We start from the raw sequence: 14,961 nt of genomic DNA, 5'->3' as shown, positions 1-14,961 counted from the left end.
GACTAGAGCATATTTATTCAAAACGCCCTAGCCGAACGGACGCGAACCCTACTCAACGCGCCAGGACCAGCGCCGCCAGGTCGGCCGGCAACTCGCCCACGGACGCCATATGGTGCACCCGAAGGAGTAACGCCACCGTCAACGAGTCCGGCATCCGCCCAGTGACCGCGGCGTGGAGAGCTTCCTGGAACGGCACGCGGGCCACGGCCAGGTCCTCGGTGTCGTCGGGCGCGGTCTCCGTCGGCGACAGGTCCATGGCCAGAAAGCCATAGGCGAACTCGTCGGTGACCGAGTTGGAGAGCTCCATGGTCAGGATCGGTCGCCAGTCGCCGGCGACCAGCCCGACCTCCTCGGCCAGTTCGCGCCTGGCGCCGTCGAGCGGATCCTCGCCCATGGGCGCGCCCCCCTCTGGCAGCTCCCAACTGTAGTTGCCGTGGGCGAAGCGGTTCTGGCCCACCAGGGTCACCGTGCCGTCGGCATGCAGCGGCACAATGCCGATCGCCTGGTTCTTGAAGCCGACCTTGCCATAGAGCGCCGGCCGCCCCGTCGGGGCGATGGCCTGATACTCGGTCACCTGGATCCACGGGTTGTCGTAGACGACCTTGGCGCTGGTCACGCCCCAGGGTTTTCCGTGCGGCTTCAGCCAGATTGGATCGTCGGACATGGTCTCTCGACTTGTGCGGGCCGCGCGCCGGCCATAGGTGACCTGCCTTAGCGCGCTTTCAGGAGATCGTCTTGGCCGGTTCCGTTCCCCCCGCCCCCGAATTCGGCGAACCGATCGCCATCGAACCCGCGCCCGAGGTGCTGGCCTTCCTGGCCCGCCGCCGCTCGGCTTCGGCCATGGCCCTGGTCGCGCCCGGCCCCAGCGAGGACGAACTGTCCGACCTGCTGCGCCTGGCCGTTCGGGTGCCCGACCACGGCAAGCTTTCGCCCTGGCGCTTCGTGCTGCTGCGCGGGCAGGCCAAGGCCGCCTTCGCCGAGAAGATCGCGCCCCTGGCCGCCGACCAGGCCAATCCGGTCAAGGCCACGGCCGCCATGCGCAAGCTGACCACCCCGCCGCTGGCCGTGGCGGTGATCGCCCGCCCGCTGTCGGACGAGGTGCCGAAGTGGGAGCAGGTGATGAGCGCCGGCGCGGTCTGCACCCAGCTGCTGCTGGCCGCCTCGGCCATGGGCTACGGCGCCAACTGGATCACCGACTGGTACAGCTTCGACGAACGAGCGCTGCAGATCCTCGGCGTCGCCGAGGGCGAGCAGGTCGCCGGCTTCCTCTACATCGGCACGAGCGCCGAACAGCCGCAGGAACGCGTGCGGCCCGACGTGGCGGCGATCACCAGCGAGTGGACGGAGTAGTTCCTTCTCCCCTTGCGGGAGAAGGTGTCGACGAAGTCGACGGATGAGGGGTCGCACCCACGAAAAACGCCGCGACAGCTGATCGGCTGTCGCGGCGTCTTGCTTTTGAGAGACCCCTCACCCGACCTCCCCTCCGGGAGGCCACCCTCTCCCGCAAGGGGAGAGGGGACGGGTAATCACCCCCGGCCGCGATAGGCCGGCACGCCTTGCTCGGGCACCCACAGGCCTTCCGGCGCCGGGCCGGTCTGCCAGAAGACGTCGATCGGGATACCACCGCGCGGGTACCAGTAGCCGCCGATGCGCAGCCAGCGGGGCTTGGCCACCTCGACGATCTTGCGGCCCACCTTCACGGTGCAGTCCTCGTGGAACGAGCCGTGGTTGCGGAAGCTGGTCAGATAGAGCTTCAGCGACTTGCTCTCGATCAGCCAGTCGCCCGGCGCGTAGTCGATCACCAGGTGCGCGAAGTCGGGCTGGCCGGTCACCGGGCACAGCGAGGTGAATTCGGGGGCCACGAAGCGGGCCAGGTACAGCACGTCGTTCTGCGGATTGGGCACGGCCTCGAGCACGGCGGCCTCGGGGCTCTCCGGCGCGGAGACGGTCTGGCCCAGTTGGGTCACGGAAAGTTCGGTCATGGTCGCGATTTAGGCCTCCGCCCCCGGCGAGACAAGCGCCCGCGCGCCGGCTACGGTGTCGCAAACAAGCGTTCGAACTCAGGAGGAAACGGATGACGGGTCGCGACTTCGACGGCTTCACGGTGGTGGTCACCGGCGCTTCGACGGGCCTTGGCCGGGCCATGGCGGTCGAGACCGCCCGTCGCGGCGCGGCCCTGGTGGTGGTCAATTTCGCCAGCAGCGCCCAGGAGGCCGAGGAGACCGCCCGCCAGATCGAGACGCTAGGCGCCCGCGCGGTTCTGGCCCAGGGCGACGTCGCCGACGACGCCGATTGCCGGCGGATCGTCGAGGCGGCCGCGCCCTCGGGCCGCATCGACGCCCTGTTCAACAACGCCGGCGTGACCAAGTTCGCCCCACGCCACGCCGACCTCGACGCCGTGAACGCCGAGGACTTTCTCAAGCTCTATTCGGTCAACGTGGTCGGCGCCTTCCAGATGTTGCGCGCCGCCCGCAGCCTGCTGGAGGCCGCGCCCCGGCCCGGCGCCGTGGTCAACACCAGTTCGATCGCCGGGGTCATGGGCAACGGCTCGTCGGTGCCCTACGCCGCCTCCAAGGGCGCGATGACCACCATGACCCTGTCGCTGGCCCGCGCCCTGGCCCCGAGGATCCGGGTCAACGCCGTCTGCCCGGGCTTCATCGACACCCCGTGGTTCGGCAAGGCCATGGACGAAGAGAAGATCGAGCGCCTGCGGGCCGGCGCGGCGGCGGCCACGCCCCTGCAGGTCGCCTCCAGCGCCGAGGACGTGGCCGGCGCGGCCGTGTTCCTGGCCTCGCCCGCCTCCCGCCACGTCACCGGCGAGACCCTGCTGGTCGACGCCGGACTGCACCTGGGCGCGGCGACGATGGCGATGCGCTGAAGCCGCAGCTAAGCGCTAAACATCCACCTGGCGACAACTGTGGCCTAGGAAGCTGCTTATGAAGCAAATTCGTCACACATGCCCAAGTTTTGGACGACCCTTGTTCTTATCGCTGGCGCTGTCGCCTAGCTGATTGCAACTAGAGCACGGCCCGCAGTTAATCCTGGCTTGTGAACTGACGCGCTTGCAGGCGCCGCACAGGTTGGGAGCAAACTCCCGGCGGGCTAACAAAAAAGGGGATAGCACGGATGAAGTTCTTCAAGCTTTCGCTGGCGGCCGCCGCCGCGACGGTCGCCCTCGGCGGCGCCGCCATGGCCCAAGAAGTCAGCCTCTCGTACAATGTCGGCATCGCCAGCGACTACGTGTTCCGCGGCGTGAGCCAGACCCAGGAAGACCCGCAAGTGTTCGGCGGCGTCGACCTCGGCTACGGCATCGGCTACGCCGGCGTCTGGGCTTCGAACGTCGATTTCGGCACCGATGATCCGTCGGTCGAAGTCGACCTGTACGGCGGCATCAAGCCGACCGTCGGCGACGTGTCGTTCGACTTCGGCGTGCTGTACTACGGCTACGTCGAAGACAAGGGCCTGACCCCCGGCAAGTTCAGCTACACCGAACTGAAGGCCGCCGTGTCCAAGCCGTTCGGCAAGGTCACCCTCGGCGCCGCCGCCTACGTCTCGCCGGAATGGCCGGGCGACCTGGGCACCGCCACCTACGTCGAAGTCAACGGCTCGGTGCCGCTGAACGACAAGTTCTCGCTGAGCGCCGCCCTGGGCAAGCAATCGGTCGAAGACGCCGCCGACTACACCACCTGGAACGTCGGCGTCGGCTACGCCCTGACCGACAAGCTCGGCCTGGACGTCCGCTATTGGGACACCAGCGAGCATGACTTCGGCGACATCTACAAGTCGCGCATCGCCGTCTCGCTGAAGGCCGCTTTCTAAGCCAAGGCCCTTCGGTAAAGGATCAGCCGCCCGGGTTCGCCCGGGCGGCTTTTTCTTTATCGGTTCATCAAGATCCGGGGCTAGCCGCCCCAGGCCGCCTCGATCTCGGACGCGGTCTCCAGCAGGGCGAAGCTCAGCCCCAGGCTCTTCAGCGCGCCCTCGTGCAGGTCGGGCTCGTAGGCGGCGCAGGCGTCGCTGGCCACGAAGACGTGGTAGTCGCGATGGAAGGCGTCGCGCACGGTGCTGTCGACGCAGCACTCGGTCGTCAGGCCGCAGACCACCAGCGTATCGACGCCCCGCGCCCGCAGCCGCGCGTCGAGATCGGTGCCCACGAAGGCGCTGTAGCGCGGCTTGCGCACCACCAGTTCGCCCGGCCCTGGGACAGGACCGTAGAAGTCGGCGCCCCGCGTTCCGGCCCGGCAGATGGCTCGCTCGATCTCCGGATCGCCGCCGCGCCGGCGCATGCGCTCCAGCAAGGTGGGGGCGTCGGTCTGCGGTGTCGTCTCCAGGCCGACGAACACCACCGGCGCGCCGGCCGCCCGCGCCGCCTCGACCAGGCGACCGGCCGCGGCCAGGGCGGCTTCCACCGCCGACAGGTCGACGCCGAACCGGCCGATCACCCCGTCCGGCGCGGCGAAGTCCACCTGCATGTCGACGACCAGCAGCGCCGTGCGCGCCGGCGCGATCCAGGTCGAAAGGCCGTCGTCGGCGCGGATCGGGGCCGTGTTCAAGGATAGGCCTCCCGCAGGCCAGGCAGGATCTCGGCGCCGAACATGGAAAGGCCGGCCTCGTAGTCGGGGAAGATCAGCATCAGCCCGTCCAGCTCGCAGGTTTCGACCAGGTCGCGAATCCGCGCCCCGCAGGTCGCCGGCGCGCCGATCACCGTCCGGGTCATGAACGCCCCCTGGCGCGCGGCCGTCTCGGCGAGGCGCTCGGGGGGCACGCCCCAGTTGGACAACATGGTGGTGACCGCCGCCATGTCCACCCCGTCGCGATAGCGGTCGGCCAGGGCTTCGGCTTCGGCGTCGGTCGCCGCGTGGACCACGGTGCACATGGCGTAGGTGCGGATCGCCTTGCCCAGCTCGGCCGCCCGCGCCTTGGCCCGGCGGCTGGCCTCGCGCAGCGCCGTCTCGTCCTCGCCGCCGATGAAGCAGGCGTCGGCTTCGGCGACGGCGAAGGAAAAGCCGCGCTCGGAGACGCCGGCGCAGATCAGGTCCGGGCGCGGGGCGCTGATCGGCTTGGGCTTGGACCGGCAATCGTTCAGCGTGAAGAACCGCCCCTCGTGGGTGACGCTGTCCTCGGTCCAGAGGCGCTTGACCAGGCGGGTCCACTCCTCGGCCAGCTCATAGCGGTCGTCGTGGCTCAGCGTGTCGTCCCAGGCGCTCATCTGGGCGAACTCGTCGCGATAGGCGCCGGCGACGATGTTGAGGCCGGCCCGACCGCCGCTGATATGGTCGAGGGTGGCGATCATCTTGGCGGCCACGGCCGGGTTCTGCAGCAGCGGATGCAGGGTGGCCCAGATCTTCACGCGGCTGGTGGCCTCGGCCAGGGCGGCCATCAGGGTCACCGACTCCAGGGCCGCGCCCCAGTGGTCGGTTTCGCCGCCGAAGCCGCGGAACTTGGCCATCGACATGATGAAGTCTAGGCCGATCTCATCGGCCAGCACGGCGGCGGCGCGGTTCTGGGCGTAGAGGCCGTCGAGCGGCGGCGTCGTCTTCGAGACGATCCAGCCGCCATTGGCCACGGGCAGGAAGACGCCGAACTCCTTGCGTCCGTCCTCGCGCCCCATGCTCGCCTCCTGCCGTGCTCGCCCTGCTGGCGAGTCGGCGGCGACCATAGACCAAAAGGATGACGTAGGGAGACCCCGGGACGAGGTATCGGCGTGCGGTATCAGGGCGCCGGGACGGCCTCCGTCTCCGTCGTCGCGAGACGCGGCTTGGGCGGGCGCATCATCAGGGCGGCGACGAACACCACCGCGGTCAGGGCCGCGAACAGCTCGAAGGTCTGGGTGAAGCCCCCCAGACGGTCGCGCATGAAGCCGCCGATGAACGGCCCCGCCGCCGACACCGCCCCCACCAGGCAGACCAGCGAGAAGAGCTCGACGTTGTTGCGGCGGCCGAAATAGTTGAGCAGCAGCAGGCTGACGGCCAGCACGGTGAGGCCAAAACCCAGGCCCACGCCGACCGCATAGAGCGCCTGCAGCGGCAGGGTCGTGGCCCGCGACAGGGCCAGCAGGCCCACGACAAGCAGGCCTTGCGCCAGGGCCAGCAGCCAGCGCGGGTCGACGCGGTCGCCGACGGCCCCGCCGGCCAGACGCGCCACGACCTGCATCAGGCCCTCGGCGCTGAGCGCGCCGGCCGCCACGACGCCGGCCACGCCCAGCTGGGTCAGGTGCGCCTGGGTCAGGCTGGCGGCGGTCACCCCGGCCAGCAGGTGGCTGAAATAGGCCGCCACCAGGATGGCGAACTGCGGGGTGCGCACGGCGTCGCGCACGCTCCAGTCGTGGTCGGTGCGGTAGACGCGCGGATGGGCCGGGGCGGCCTTGGCGTCGGCGGCGGTCAGGCGGTCCATGGCCGCGCCCGCCTCCTCCAGCCACTTGGGACCGCCGACCACGGCGGCGCAGAGCAGGCCCAGCACGCCGATGGCCAGCGCCTGCAGCGCCCAATAGACCCGCCAGTGGCCGTCGAAGGCGCCTTGGCTGGCCAGCACCATCAGCGGCCCGGCCACGCCGCCCAGGGCGCCGCAGGTGAAGTAGATGCCGAACGGCATGGCCCGCTGGCGGAAGATCGCCGACAGCACATAGGTCCCCGGAATCAGGGCCGCGGCCTGGAAACCGACGCCCAGCAGGGCCGTGGCCAGGAAATAGGCCGGCAGGCCGTGGACATTGGCCATCAGCGCCAGCCCCCCGGCCATGACCGCCGCGCCGGCCACCAGGGTCGCGCGCACGCCCCAGCGGCGGATCAGCAGGGTCGGCAGCCAGGACGAGGCGCCGGTGGCCACGCCCATGATCGAAAAGCCGAGGAAGGCGTGCTCCCAGCTCCAGCCCAGTTCCGGAACCATGGCCGGAATGACCACGCCCAGCGACGAATAGGTCGCCGCGGTGATCAGGAACAGCAGCAGAGAAAAGGCGCCCAGCAGCAGCCAGGGGCGATGCTGGATCCGGACGTGGGCCATCAGAAGCGCCTCGCGAGGGTGACCCGCCACTCCCGCCCCTTGCCGGGCAAGGCCGCGAGGTTGGCGTAGGTGTCGGCGACGGGCGTGAAGTAGAGCTCGTCGAACAGGTTGTCGATGTTGAGCGTGGCCGTATAGGGGCCGTACTCGTAGGCGACCGAGCCGCTGGCCACGGCATAGGCCGGATAGACCACCGCGCCGGGAACCGTGCCCGAGGTCTTGGTCACGTGCGTCACGCCCAGGGTGGCGAAGACCTTGCCCCAGTCGTGCTGGTCCGACGTGTAGGCGCCGTACAGGCTGACCACCGACTTGGGGATCAGGGTGTAGTCGTAGTCGCCCGGCCGGATGCTGGCGAAGCTCCACACCACATAGGCGCCGCCATAGCCGTCCACTCCGCTGACGCCGGCGGTATAGGTCGGGATGTACTGGAACGAGGTGTCGGGCCCCTTCACCGTCGTGTGCTGGCTGTTGCCCGAGAAGGTGAAGCTGAAGTGGTCGCTGGCCAGCCAGCGCACCTCCAGCTCGACGCCCTTGGCGCGTGTGCCGGTCGGCGTGGCGTTGATCCCGGTCAGCTGGGTGCGGTTCTGGCGATAGCCGGCCAGCGAGCCGATCAGCGTGCCCTTCAGCCATTGGAACTTCACGCCGGCCTCGGCCAGGTCGCTGTCCGACAGCCAGGCGTCGCTGGCGTCGGCCACCAGGCCTGGCGCGATGTCGCCCGCCTGGCTCATCTCGAGCGCCGAGGCTTCGGCATAGGTGACGTAGGGCATCAGCCCGAAGGGCGCCTTGTACGAGACGCTGGCCGTATAGGTCCCCTTGCCCTTCCCCGCCTTCTGCACGCCGGCGACGGTGTAGGACAGATAGCCGACGTCCTCCGACGTGACGTCGTAGTCGTCGTAGCGGCCGCCCAGCATCAGGTTCAGGCGCTCGCCGATGGAGATGTCGGTGGTGAAGAACACGCCGGCCTGCGTCCACTTGGAGTGGTTGTCGTTCTCCCATTGAACGCCGTCGCCGGGATTGAACGGACTGCCGATGATGTCGGTGGCGGTGGCGCCGTACGACAAGTCCCGGCGATCCAGGGCGATCAGGCCGCTGTTGAAGCTTTCACGCCGGCGGCCGTCGAAGGCCCGGTACGAGGCGCCGACGAAAGACTGGGCCCGCAGCGCGCCGTCGAAGGCCTCGTTGCGGAAGTCCCAGGTCAGGCGGGCCTCCCAGACGTCGCTGTCGAACCAGGCCGGATAGCCGTAGGAGACGAAGCGCTTGTTCTCCAGGGAGTCGTAGAACAGCTGCAGCTTCACCGAGCTGTCGGGCGACAGCTTGCGGCCGATGTCGAAATAGAGGGTGTTGGTCGCCGTCTTCGAGAAGTCGGCGGCCGAGACATAGACGGTGCGCGGCGACAGCTTGGTCGTGCCCACCCCGGTGTCCAGCGTGTGGGCCGCATCCGTGGTTGGGTAGCCGTAATAGGCCAGGTAGAGCGCGCTGGCGTAAGGGTAGGAACCGATCTCGCTGGGCGTCAGCCGGCCATTGCCGTCGGCGTCGGCCAGGCTGGTGTCGCGGCCGGTGACGTAGGTCTGGTTGTCGATCAGGTCCTGGGTCAGGCGGTTCCAGCCCGAGGTCTGCACATCGCCCTGCGAGCGATAGATCATGCCGCCCAGCGCCGTGCTCCAGCCGTTCCCCAGGTCGAAATCGGCCGAGACCTGACCGGTCTGCCGACGGGGATAGACGCCATGATAGAAGCTGTGGCCGTCCTCGACCTCTCCATAGAGGTGGACGCCGCCGATCACCTGGCCGACCTCGACCGGCAGGCCGAGCTGGGCCGTGGCGTCCTTCTTGTTGTAGCTGCCGTAGGTGAGGGTGATCTCGCCCTCGGGCTTTTCCAGATAGCCGCCCTCGCCCTTTCCGGACTTGGGGATGAAGTTCAGCATGCCGCCGACCTTGCCCGAGCCGTAGATCGGGGTCGGCGGGCCGCGCACGATCTGGATCTGCTCGGCCGCGCCGATGGGGGTGGCGTAGGTGCCGCGGTTCTCCACGCGCTTGAAGCCGCGGAAATAGGTCTCGGCCAGGGTTCCCCGGATGTTGAGCGCCCCGGGCACGCCGTAGAAGCTGGCCGTATAGGTGCCCGGCGACACCGCCGTCAGGTCGTCGATGGTCTCGACGCCGTAGCGCTGCAGGGTCAGGTCGGAGACGAAGCTGGCCGAGCGCGGCGTCTCGATCAGCGGCTTATCCAGGCCGAAAACCGTGTCGTTCGGTTGCTTCTCCAGCAGGCCGGCGTTGCGATCGCGGGCCGTCACCACCACCGCGTCGACTTCCGTCAGCTGGTCGGCCGCCCGCGCCGAAGAGGCGGCGGCGATGCTCGCGAAGGCGCCGATGGACGCGACGGTGGCGAGAAGGACGAGGCGACGGGACATTCGGCAGGCTCCGGGAAGCGGCGCCTTGGGCCCCGCCTCGCCGCACCAAATGGGGATGACTTGACGTTCGTCAAAATCTCTTCTGACATTTTAGAATGGATTGACAGAGCCCTGTGTCGCGAAAGCCTCACAGTTGGCGAGACGTTCCGCCGTCTGTCGCCCAGCGGCCACAGACGCTTCAGGCGGCCAGGCGCCGGGCCTCGATCCGACGCGACCCAGCCTCGACCCGCAGTTCGTAGTGATCGCGCTGGGTGACGTCCTGAACGTTGCGGGGACGATGGGCGACGACATTGATCCCGCCGGCGTGGCGCAGGCTGTCGAACAGGATCCCTGCCCCGCCTGACGCGCGCACCGCCTCACCCATCGCCTGCCCCGCCGCATAGTCGTCGCTGGCATAGACCTCGGGCAGCGCCGTCTGCTGGCCCCGGATGTCGAGATAGTCACCCCCCAGCCTGGCCGAATAGACCCGGTACTGGCGAGACAGGCTCTGAGCGCCCGTGGCGACCGCCTCGCGCCGCAGATGGTGGGCCACCTCGGCCACCGCCGTCGTCAACCGGGCGGCGGCGTACCAGGCGCCCAGGTCCGGGCCGTTGAAGCGCATGCCGCCCGGCGCGACGTGCAGGAACGAGGCCATGACGATGCTGGCGTTGGTCCGACCATAGACCCGCTCATCGACCGGCAGGCGCGCCACGCGCTCGGCCACGAGGCGGTCGTTGGTCCAGCCGGCCAGCTCCATCACCGCGTCGAGGTCGGCCGCCGTCGCCACCGTGTCGAACAGGCCGATCGGCGGGAAGCGCGACGGGATCAGCCGGTAGCTCGGCTGCGGCGCCGGCGCATGGGCCTCGCTCACGAGAAGACGATCTCGGCGTCGTCGTAGGGGCGGAAGTCACGGTCGAGATCGCCGGGCGGCATGTAGAGCCCGCCCCGCGCCCCGTCGAGGAAGCGGCGCACGCTGATCAGCCCGTCCTGGGTTCCGCAGGTCAGCACCTCCAGCGGCGGCCGGCCGCCGAACAGCGGGGCCGTGTGCGGCGTCCGCAGCCAGGCGACCGCTTCCCGCTCGCCCGCATGCAGCACGCCCAGCGCCTGATGCACGCCCAGCACCGCCGAGATGCGGGTCAGCATGTCGAGATCCAGCGTGACGTCGCGATGCTCCCGCACCGCCTTCACCCAGTTGTAGTAGGTCGAGCGCGACGGCAGGCCCAGCACCAGCAGGCGCTGGTCTTCGGACAGGTCCCAGAGGTCGGCGATGGCCAGGAAGGTGCGCAAGCCCGGCCCGCTCAGCCGGCGGCGGTTGGCGGGCGAGAAGCGCGACAGGTCCAGCACGGCCGAACTGGCGGCGACCTCGACGGGTTTGCGCTTGGCGACGGGCATGCAGACCTCCATCCAGATCGGAATATAGTCCAGATTTGGACTTGATGGAAGGCGCGCGCCGAACGCTCCCTTCCCCCTTGATGGGGGAAGGGCTGGGGATGGGGGTGAGTGCTGAGGTTCGGGCAAGCGCGCGGCTTCCAACGCCGCAACCACCCCCACCCAACCCTCCCCCATCAAGGGGGAGGGCTTTAGGATCACGCCTCGACCGGCGGCCGCTGCACGGCCTCGGGGGTCACGCTCAGCACCCGCATCATCGCCGCCTTCGAGGCCTCGACGTCGCCGCTGGCGATGACGTCGGCGACCTCGCGGTGCTGCTCGATGTCGGCCATCAGCTCGGCCTCGGTCGCGCCGCCGAACGAGAACACCCAGAAGCGGGCGGCCTTGTGCTGCAGGGGGATCAAGATCCGGGCCAAGGCCAAGTTGCCCGAGGCGCGGGCGACGGCGGCGTGGAAGCGCTGGTCCATGGCCACCAGGGCCGGCAGGTCGCGGTTGCGGGCGGCCTCCTCGGCCCCGTCGAACACGGCCTTGATGGCGGCGGCGTCGGTCTTGGAGGCGTGGCGGGCGGCCAGGCCCGCGCAGTGCGGCTCGATCAGGGCCCGGGCCTCGTAGCCCTGGCGCAGGTCCACCAGGTCCAGCGGCGCCACCGTGGTGCCCGAGCGAGCCCGGCGGATGACCAGGCCCTCCAGCGCCAACCGGCCCAGGGCGTCGCGCACCCCGGCGAGCCCTGCGTCGTAGCGCGCCGCCAGCGACTGCTCGTCCAGCCGCGCGCCCGGCGGCAGTTCGCCCAGGATCAGGTCGAGCAGGATCTTCTCGTAGACCTTGGCCTTCTGCAGGTCGGGCGACCAGTCCTCAAGCCCCGACGACGAGCAGACGTCCAGCACCAGCATCCGCGAGCGCATGCCGCTTCCAGCGACGTTGTAAGGGGCGTCGTCAGGCGCGCGAGGAGGCGAAGGCTGGCGCACGAAAAGGCTCCCGAAGGTTGCGACTTCGGACTGATAGGTAAGCTGAAATGTCAGTTTCGCCTAGTGGCTTCGCACCCGTAAGGGTGTGCGCGTAGTCCGAACGGGCCGAGCCTCGAAGGACGCAAAGCGCCGGCGGCGCCTCAGGCGCCCTGCATCGGCGGCTGGAACAGGCCCGTCGGCGAGGCGGTGAACACCTCGCAGCCGTCTTCCGTCACGCCGATCGAGTGCTCGCACTGCGACGACAGCGACTTGTCGCGGGTCACGGCCGTCCAGCCGTCGCCCAGCACCTTCACCGCCGGCTTGCCCAGGTTCACCATCGGCTCGATGGTGAAGAACATGCCGGCCTTCAGCACCGCACCCTGACCGGGACGGCCGAAGTGCAGGATGTTGGGCGAGTCGTGGAACACCTTGCCCAGGCCGTGGCCGCAGAAGTCGCGCACGACGCTGCAGCGCTGGGCCTCGACGTAGCTCTGGATAGCGTGGCCGATGTCGCCCAGGGTCGCGCCCGGCTTCACCACCGCCAGGCCGCGGGCCAGGCTTTCGTAGGTGATGTCCACGAGGCGGCGAGCACGCGGCCCGACCTCGCCGACGCCGTACATCCGCGAGGTGTCGCCGTGCCAGCCGTCGACGATGACGGTGACGTCGATATTGGCGATGTCGCCCTCGCGCAGGGTCCAGTCGCCCGGGATGCCGTGGCAGACCACGTGGTTGCGCGAGATGCAGACCGTCTTGGGATAGCCGCGATAGAACAGGCAGGCCGGCAGGGCGCCGTTGTCGAGGATGAACTCGCGGGCCAGCGTGTCCAGGTGATCGGTCGAGACTCCCGGCACGACGTGCGGGATCAGCATGTCCAGGCACTCGGCGGCCAAGCGGCCGGCCTTGCGCATGCCTTCGAAGTCTTCGGGCTTGTGGATCTTGATCTCGCCCGTGCGGGTCTCGGTCTCGATCTCGAAGGCGTCGTCGAGGGTCATGGGCGGCTCAATCTCAAACGGGGGCGCGTCACGCGGGGGAGCGCCAGGAACACATGTCGGTCGGGCTTATGTCGCGACTATAGCACGAAAGTTCAACTAGGGGCGCCGCGCGCACCTCTCCCTTCCCCCTTTGATGGGGGAAGGGTCGGGGATGGGGGTGACAGCGGTTCAGAAGAGGGCGCTCACCGCTTCCAGACGATCGGCCGCGCGATCCGGATCTCTTCGGTGCTCATCGCGCACGCCCAGACCATGACCTCCACCCCCGCCTCGGCCGCGACGTCGAGACCCCGCGCGAAGGCCGGGTCGAGTTCGCGACAGGCCTGGAAATCCTCGCAGTCCTCGCGCTGCACGACGAACAGCGCCACCGCCCGATGGCCCTCGGCGACCTGGGCGGCCAGGTCCTCCAGGTGGCGGGTCGAGCGGGCGGCCTTGCAGTCGGGGAATTCGGCCAGGCCTGGCGAACGCGACAGGTGGACGTTCTTGACCTCCAGCCAGCACGGCGGCCGATCCGGATCGGTCAGCAGGAAATCGACCCGGCTAGCGGCGGCGTACTTCACCTCCGGCCGCACGTTGGCGTAGCCCGTCAGCTCGGGGATCACCCCATCGGCCAGGGCCTCGGCCACCAGCCTGTTGGGCAGCATGGTGTTGACGCCGACCAGACCCGTCCCGTCCGCCCCGGCCGCCTCGACCAGTTGCAGCGTCCAGGCCAGCTTGCGCTTGGGATCGTCGGAGAACGACACCCAAGCCCCCTGCCCCGGCAGGTTCACCCCCAGCATGGCCCCGGAGTTCGGACAGTGCGCGGTCACCTCGCGCCCGTCGTCCAGCACCAGATCGACGAAGAAGCGCTTGTAGCGCTGGACGATGCGGCCGTGGGTAAGCGGTTGCGGCAGAAGCATGCGAAGCCTAAGTCGAGTAGCTATCCAGGATAGCGTTTAGGGGACGGCGACCATGACGGCCAGCAAGGATCGGGTGACAGCGGCGGTGCTGATCATCGGCGACGAGATCCTGTCGGGCCGCACCCAGGACGTGAACCTGAACGCCATCGCCAAGTACCTGGCGACCTATGGCGTCGACCTGGCCGAGGCCCGCGTGGTGCCCGACGTCGAGCAGGAGATCGTCGAGGCGGTCAACGCCCTGCGCGCCAAGTACGACTACGTGATCACCACCGGCGGCATCGGCCCGACGCACGACGACATCACCGCCGACTCGGTGGCCAAGGCGTTCGGCGTCACGGCGCCCGAGCATCCCGAGATCATGGCCATGCTGCGCGAGCGCTGGGGCGAGCCCAACGCCGCCCGTCGCCGCATGGCGCACGTGCCCGAGGGCGGCAGCCTGGTGAAGAACCCCGTCCAGGGTCCGCCCGGCTTCCAGAAGGAAAATGTCTTCGTGCTGGCCGGCGTGCCGGCGATCATGCGCGGCATGCTCGACGACGTCGGCCCGCGCCTGCGCACCGGCGCCGTGGTGGTCGCCACCACTGTCCGCGTCACCGGCACGGGCGAAGGCACGATCGCCGCGCCGCTGGAAGCCGTCGCCAAAGCCCACCCGGACCTGTCGATCGGCAGCTATCCCTTCTTCGCCCTGCCCGACGTCTACGGCGCCAGCCTCGTCATCCGCGGCCGCGATCCGGCCGAGGTCGAGGCCGCCGCGGTCGAACTGGAAAAGGCCCTGGCCGAGCTGGGCGTCGCGGGCGTGGAGCGGCTGGAGGCCTAAAGCATTTTCGAGCGAAGTGGATTCCGGTTCGCGTGAAGAAAATGCGTTAAAACAAACAATTAGATTTTCGATCTGATGCAATCAGGTCGGAAATCTAATCCTCTTCGCCGGCCTCGATCATGGCCTGGGCCAGGCCCACCATGGCCCTCTGGGTCTTGGGGCCGGCCTGGGCGTAGGCGTTCAGCAGGTCCAGCGCGCCCGGCAGGGTCAGGGCCGCCAGCATGCCGGCGCTCTCCTCGGCGGGGGCGTCCTCGCCCACCAGGGTGGCGACCGAGGTCTCCAGCCGGGCGGCGATGCGCACCAGCATCGAGGCCGACACGCGGTTCTCGCCGCGCTCGTACTTCTGGATCTGCTGGAAGGTCAGGCCCAGGGCCTCGGCCAACTCGTCCTGGCTGATCTTCAGATAGCGGCGACGAATGCGGATGCGCGTTCCGACGGCGAGGTCGATGGGATCCGGGCCGGCTGTCGTCATCTAGGCATGTCCGAAGATCGAAGAACTCGGCTATCTATCGACGTGGCCGCCCCGCGCCGCAACGCACTTCATCCCTAGAT

Annotated in this window: 16 protein-coding genes; 4 read left to right on the top strand and 12 right to left on the bottom strand. The window is 69.1% G+C overall.

Annotated elements, in window-relative coordinates; all coding sequences use genetic code 11:
* Positions 1-52: 52 nt before the first annotated feature.
* The gene (locus AC07NS_RS09135; RefSeq protein WP_494602800.1) at positions 53-664 is read right to left on the bottom strand and encodes an NUDIX domain-containing protein; all 612 of its coding nucleotides are present in this window, start codon (positions 662-664) and stop codon (positions 53-55) included.
* Between the two features lie 71 nt (positions 665-735).
* Here AC07NS_RS09135 and AC07NS_RS09130 point away from each other — a divergent pair, with 71 nt between their 5' ends.
* The gene (locus AC07NS_RS09130; RefSeq protein ID WP_494602799.1) at positions 736-1,350 is read left to right on the top strand and encodes a nitroreductase family protein; all 615 of its coding nucleotides are present in this window, start codon (positions 736-738) and stop codon (positions 1,348-1,350) included.
* Positions 1,351-1,526: 176 nt separating this feature from the next.
* Here the strand turns inward: AC07NS_RS09130 and queF are convergent, their stop codons facing one another.
* Positions 1,527-1,982 carry a preQ(1) synthase gene (queF, locus tag AC07NS_RS09125; RefSeq protein WP_110121693.1) on the bottom strand — a complete coding sequence of 152 codons (456 nt, stop codon included), beginning with the start codon at positions 1,980-1,982 and terminating at the stop codon, positions 1,527-1,529.
* A gap of 92 nt (positions 1,983-2,074) precedes the next feature.
* Between queF and AC07NS_RS09120 the strand changes: the two genes are divergently transcribed.
* Together AC07NS_RS09120 and AC07NS_RS09115 are read left to right on the top strand one after the other, a co-directional pair.
* Complete coding sequence (locus tag AC07NS_RS09120) at positions 2,075-2,878, top strand: SDR family NAD(P)-dependent oxidoreductase (protein WP_494602798.1); 804 nt, start codon at positions 2,075-2,077, stop codon at positions 2,876-2,878.
* Positions 2,879-3,126: 248 nt separating this feature from the next.
* Complete coding sequence (locus tag AC07NS_RS09115; protein ID WP_487291737.1) at positions 3,127-3,819, top strand: TorF family putative porin; 693 nt, start codon at positions 3,127-3,129, stop codon at positions 3,817-3,819.
* Between the two features lie 80 nt (positions 3,820-3,899).
* On the opposite strand, the gene AC07NS_RS09110 is transcribed toward AC07NS_RS09115, so the two are convergent.
* The 9 genes from AC07NS_RS09110 to sfsA all read right to left on the bottom strand — a co-directional run bounded on the left by AC07NS_RS09110 (position 3,900) and on the right by sfsA (position 13,595).
* A complete protein-coding gene (locus tag AC07NS_RS09110; protein WP_494602797.1) occupies positions 3,900-4,550 on the bottom strand; it encodes a cysteine hydrolase family protein in 651 nt (216 codons plus the stop codon).
* Entirely contained in the window at positions 4,547-5,608 is a 1,062-nt protein-coding gene (locus tag AC07NS_RS09105) for an LLM class flavin-dependent oxidoreductase (RefSeq protein WP_494602796.1), read from the bottom strand. The genes AC07NS_RS09110 and AC07NS_RS09105 overlap by 4 nt, the downstream gene beginning before the upstream one ends.
* Before the next feature lie 101 nt (positions 5,609-5,709).
* Positions 5,710-6,993 carry an MFS transporter gene (locus AC07NS_RS09100; RefSeq protein ID WP_494602795.1) on the bottom strand — a complete coding sequence of 428 codons (1,284 nt, stop codon included), beginning with the start codon at positions 6,991-6,993 and terminating at the stop codon, positions 5,710-5,712.
* Positions 6,993-9,395, bottom strand: a complete 2,403-nt coding sequence (locus AC07NS_RS09095; RefSeq protein ID WP_494602794.1) for a TonB-dependent siderophore receptor — start codon at positions 9,393-9,395, stop codon at positions 6,993-6,995. Before AC07NS_RS09095 ends, AC07NS_RS09100 begins: the two co-directional genes overlap by 1 nt.
* Positions 9,396-9,573: 178 nt before the next feature.
* Entirely contained in the window at positions 9,574-10,245 is a 672-nt protein-coding gene (locus AC07NS_RS09090) for an RES family NAD+ phosphorylase (RefSeq protein ID WP_494602793.1), read from the bottom strand.
* Positions 10,242-10,766, bottom strand: coding sequence for an antitoxin Xre/MbcA/ParS toxin-binding domain-containing protein (locus AC07NS_RS09085; protein WP_494602792.1), 525 nt, complete (start codon positions 10,764-10,766; stop codon positions 10,242-10,244). Before AC07NS_RS09085 ends, AC07NS_RS09090 begins: the two co-directional genes overlap by 4 nt.
* Before the next feature lie 194 nt (positions 10,767-10,960).
* Positions 10,961-11,665, bottom strand: a complete 705-nt coding sequence (locus tag AC07NS_RS09080) for a GntR family transcriptional regulator (RefSeq protein WP_494602791.1) — start codon at positions 11,663-11,665, stop codon at positions 10,961-10,963.
* Positions 11,666-11,868: 203 nt separating this feature from the next.
* Complete coding sequence (gene map, locus AC07NS_RS09075; RefSeq protein ID WP_494602790.1) at positions 11,869-12,699, bottom strand: type I methionyl aminopeptidase; 831 nt, start codon at positions 12,697-12,699, stop codon at positions 11,869-11,871.
* A 182-nt stretch (positions 12,700-12,881) separates the two neighbouring features.
* Complete coding sequence (gene sfsA, locus AC07NS_RS09070) at positions 12,882-13,595, bottom strand: DNA/RNA nuclease SfsA (RefSeq protein WP_494602789.1); 714 nt, start codon at positions 13,593-13,595, stop codon at positions 12,882-12,884.
* A gap of 52 nt (positions 13,596-13,647) precedes the next feature.
* Here sfsA and AC07NS_RS09065 point away from each other — a divergent pair, with 52 nt between their 5' ends.
* Positions 13,648-14,409, top strand: coding sequence for a competence/damage-inducible protein A (locus AC07NS_RS09065; RefSeq protein WP_494602788.1), 762 nt, complete (start codon positions 13,648-13,650; stop codon positions 14,407-14,409).
* Between the two features lie 94 nt (positions 14,410-14,503).
* On the opposite strand, the gene AC07NS_RS09060 is transcribed toward AC07NS_RS09065, so the two are convergent.
* A complete protein-coding gene (locus AC07NS_RS09060; RefSeq protein WP_494602787.1) occupies positions 14,504-14,881 on the bottom strand; it encodes a helix-turn-helix domain-containing protein in 378 nt (125 codons plus the stop codon).
* Between the last annotated feature and the right edge of the window lie 80 nt (positions 14,882-14,961).

The organism is Caulobacter sp. GW821-FHT10A10, assembly GCF_059415745.1.
Note: the sequence above shows the minus strand (reverse complement) of the source record. Positions and strands in the feature narration are given on the sequence as shown.

Coding starts and splice junctions, on each gene's coding strand:
- AC07NS_RS09085 (WP_494602792.1), bottom strand. CDS start 10,766: ATGCCCGTCGCCAAGCGCAAACCCGTCGAGGTCGCCGCCAGTTCGGCC.
- AC07NS_RS09065 (WP_494602788.1), top strand. CDS start 13,648: ATGACGGCCAGCAAGGATCGGGTGACAGCGGCGGTGCTGATCATCGGC.
- AC07NS_RS09135 (WP_494602800.1), bottom strand. CDS start 664: ATGTCCGACGATCCAATCTGGCTGAAGCCGCACGGAAAACCCTGGGGC.
- sfsA (WP_494602789.1), bottom strand. CDS start 13,595: ATGCTTCTGCCGCAACCGCTTACCCACGGCCGCATCGTCCAGCGCTAC.
- AC07NS_RS09095 (WP_494602794.1), bottom strand. CDS start 9,395: ATGTCCCGTCGCCTCGTCCTTCTCGCCACCGTCGCGTCCATCGGCGCC.
- map (WP_494602790.1), bottom strand. CDS start 12,699: ATGACCCTCGACGACGCCTTCGAGATCGAGACCGAGACCCGCACGGGC.
- AC07NS_RS09080 (WP_494602791.1), bottom strand. CDS start 11,665: ATGCGCTCGCGGATGCTGGTGCTGGACGTCTGCTCGTCGTCGGGGCTT.
- AC07NS_RS09100 (WP_494602795.1), bottom strand. CDS start 6,993: ATGGCCCACGTCCGGATCCAGCATCGCCCCTGGCTGCTGCTGGGCGCC.
- AC07NS_RS09105 (WP_494602796.1), bottom strand. CDS start 5,608: ATGGGGCGCGAGGACGGACGCAAGGAGTTCGGCGTCTTCCTGCCCGTG.
- AC07NS_RS09115 (WP_487291737.1), top strand. CDS start 3,127: ATGAAGTTCTTCAAGCTTTCGCTGGCGGCCGCCGCCGCGACGGTCGCC.
- AC07NS_RS09120 (WP_494602798.1), top strand. CDS start 2,075: ATGACGGGTCGCGACTTCGACGGCTTCACGGTGGTGGTCACCGGCGCT.
- AC07NS_RS09060 (WP_494602787.1), bottom strand. CDS start 14,881: ATGACGACAGCCGGCCCGGATCCCATCGACCTCGCCGTCGGAACGCGC.
- queF (WP_110121693.1), bottom strand. CDS start 1,982: ATGACCGAACTTTCCGTGACCCAACTGGGCCAGACCGTCTCCGCGCCG.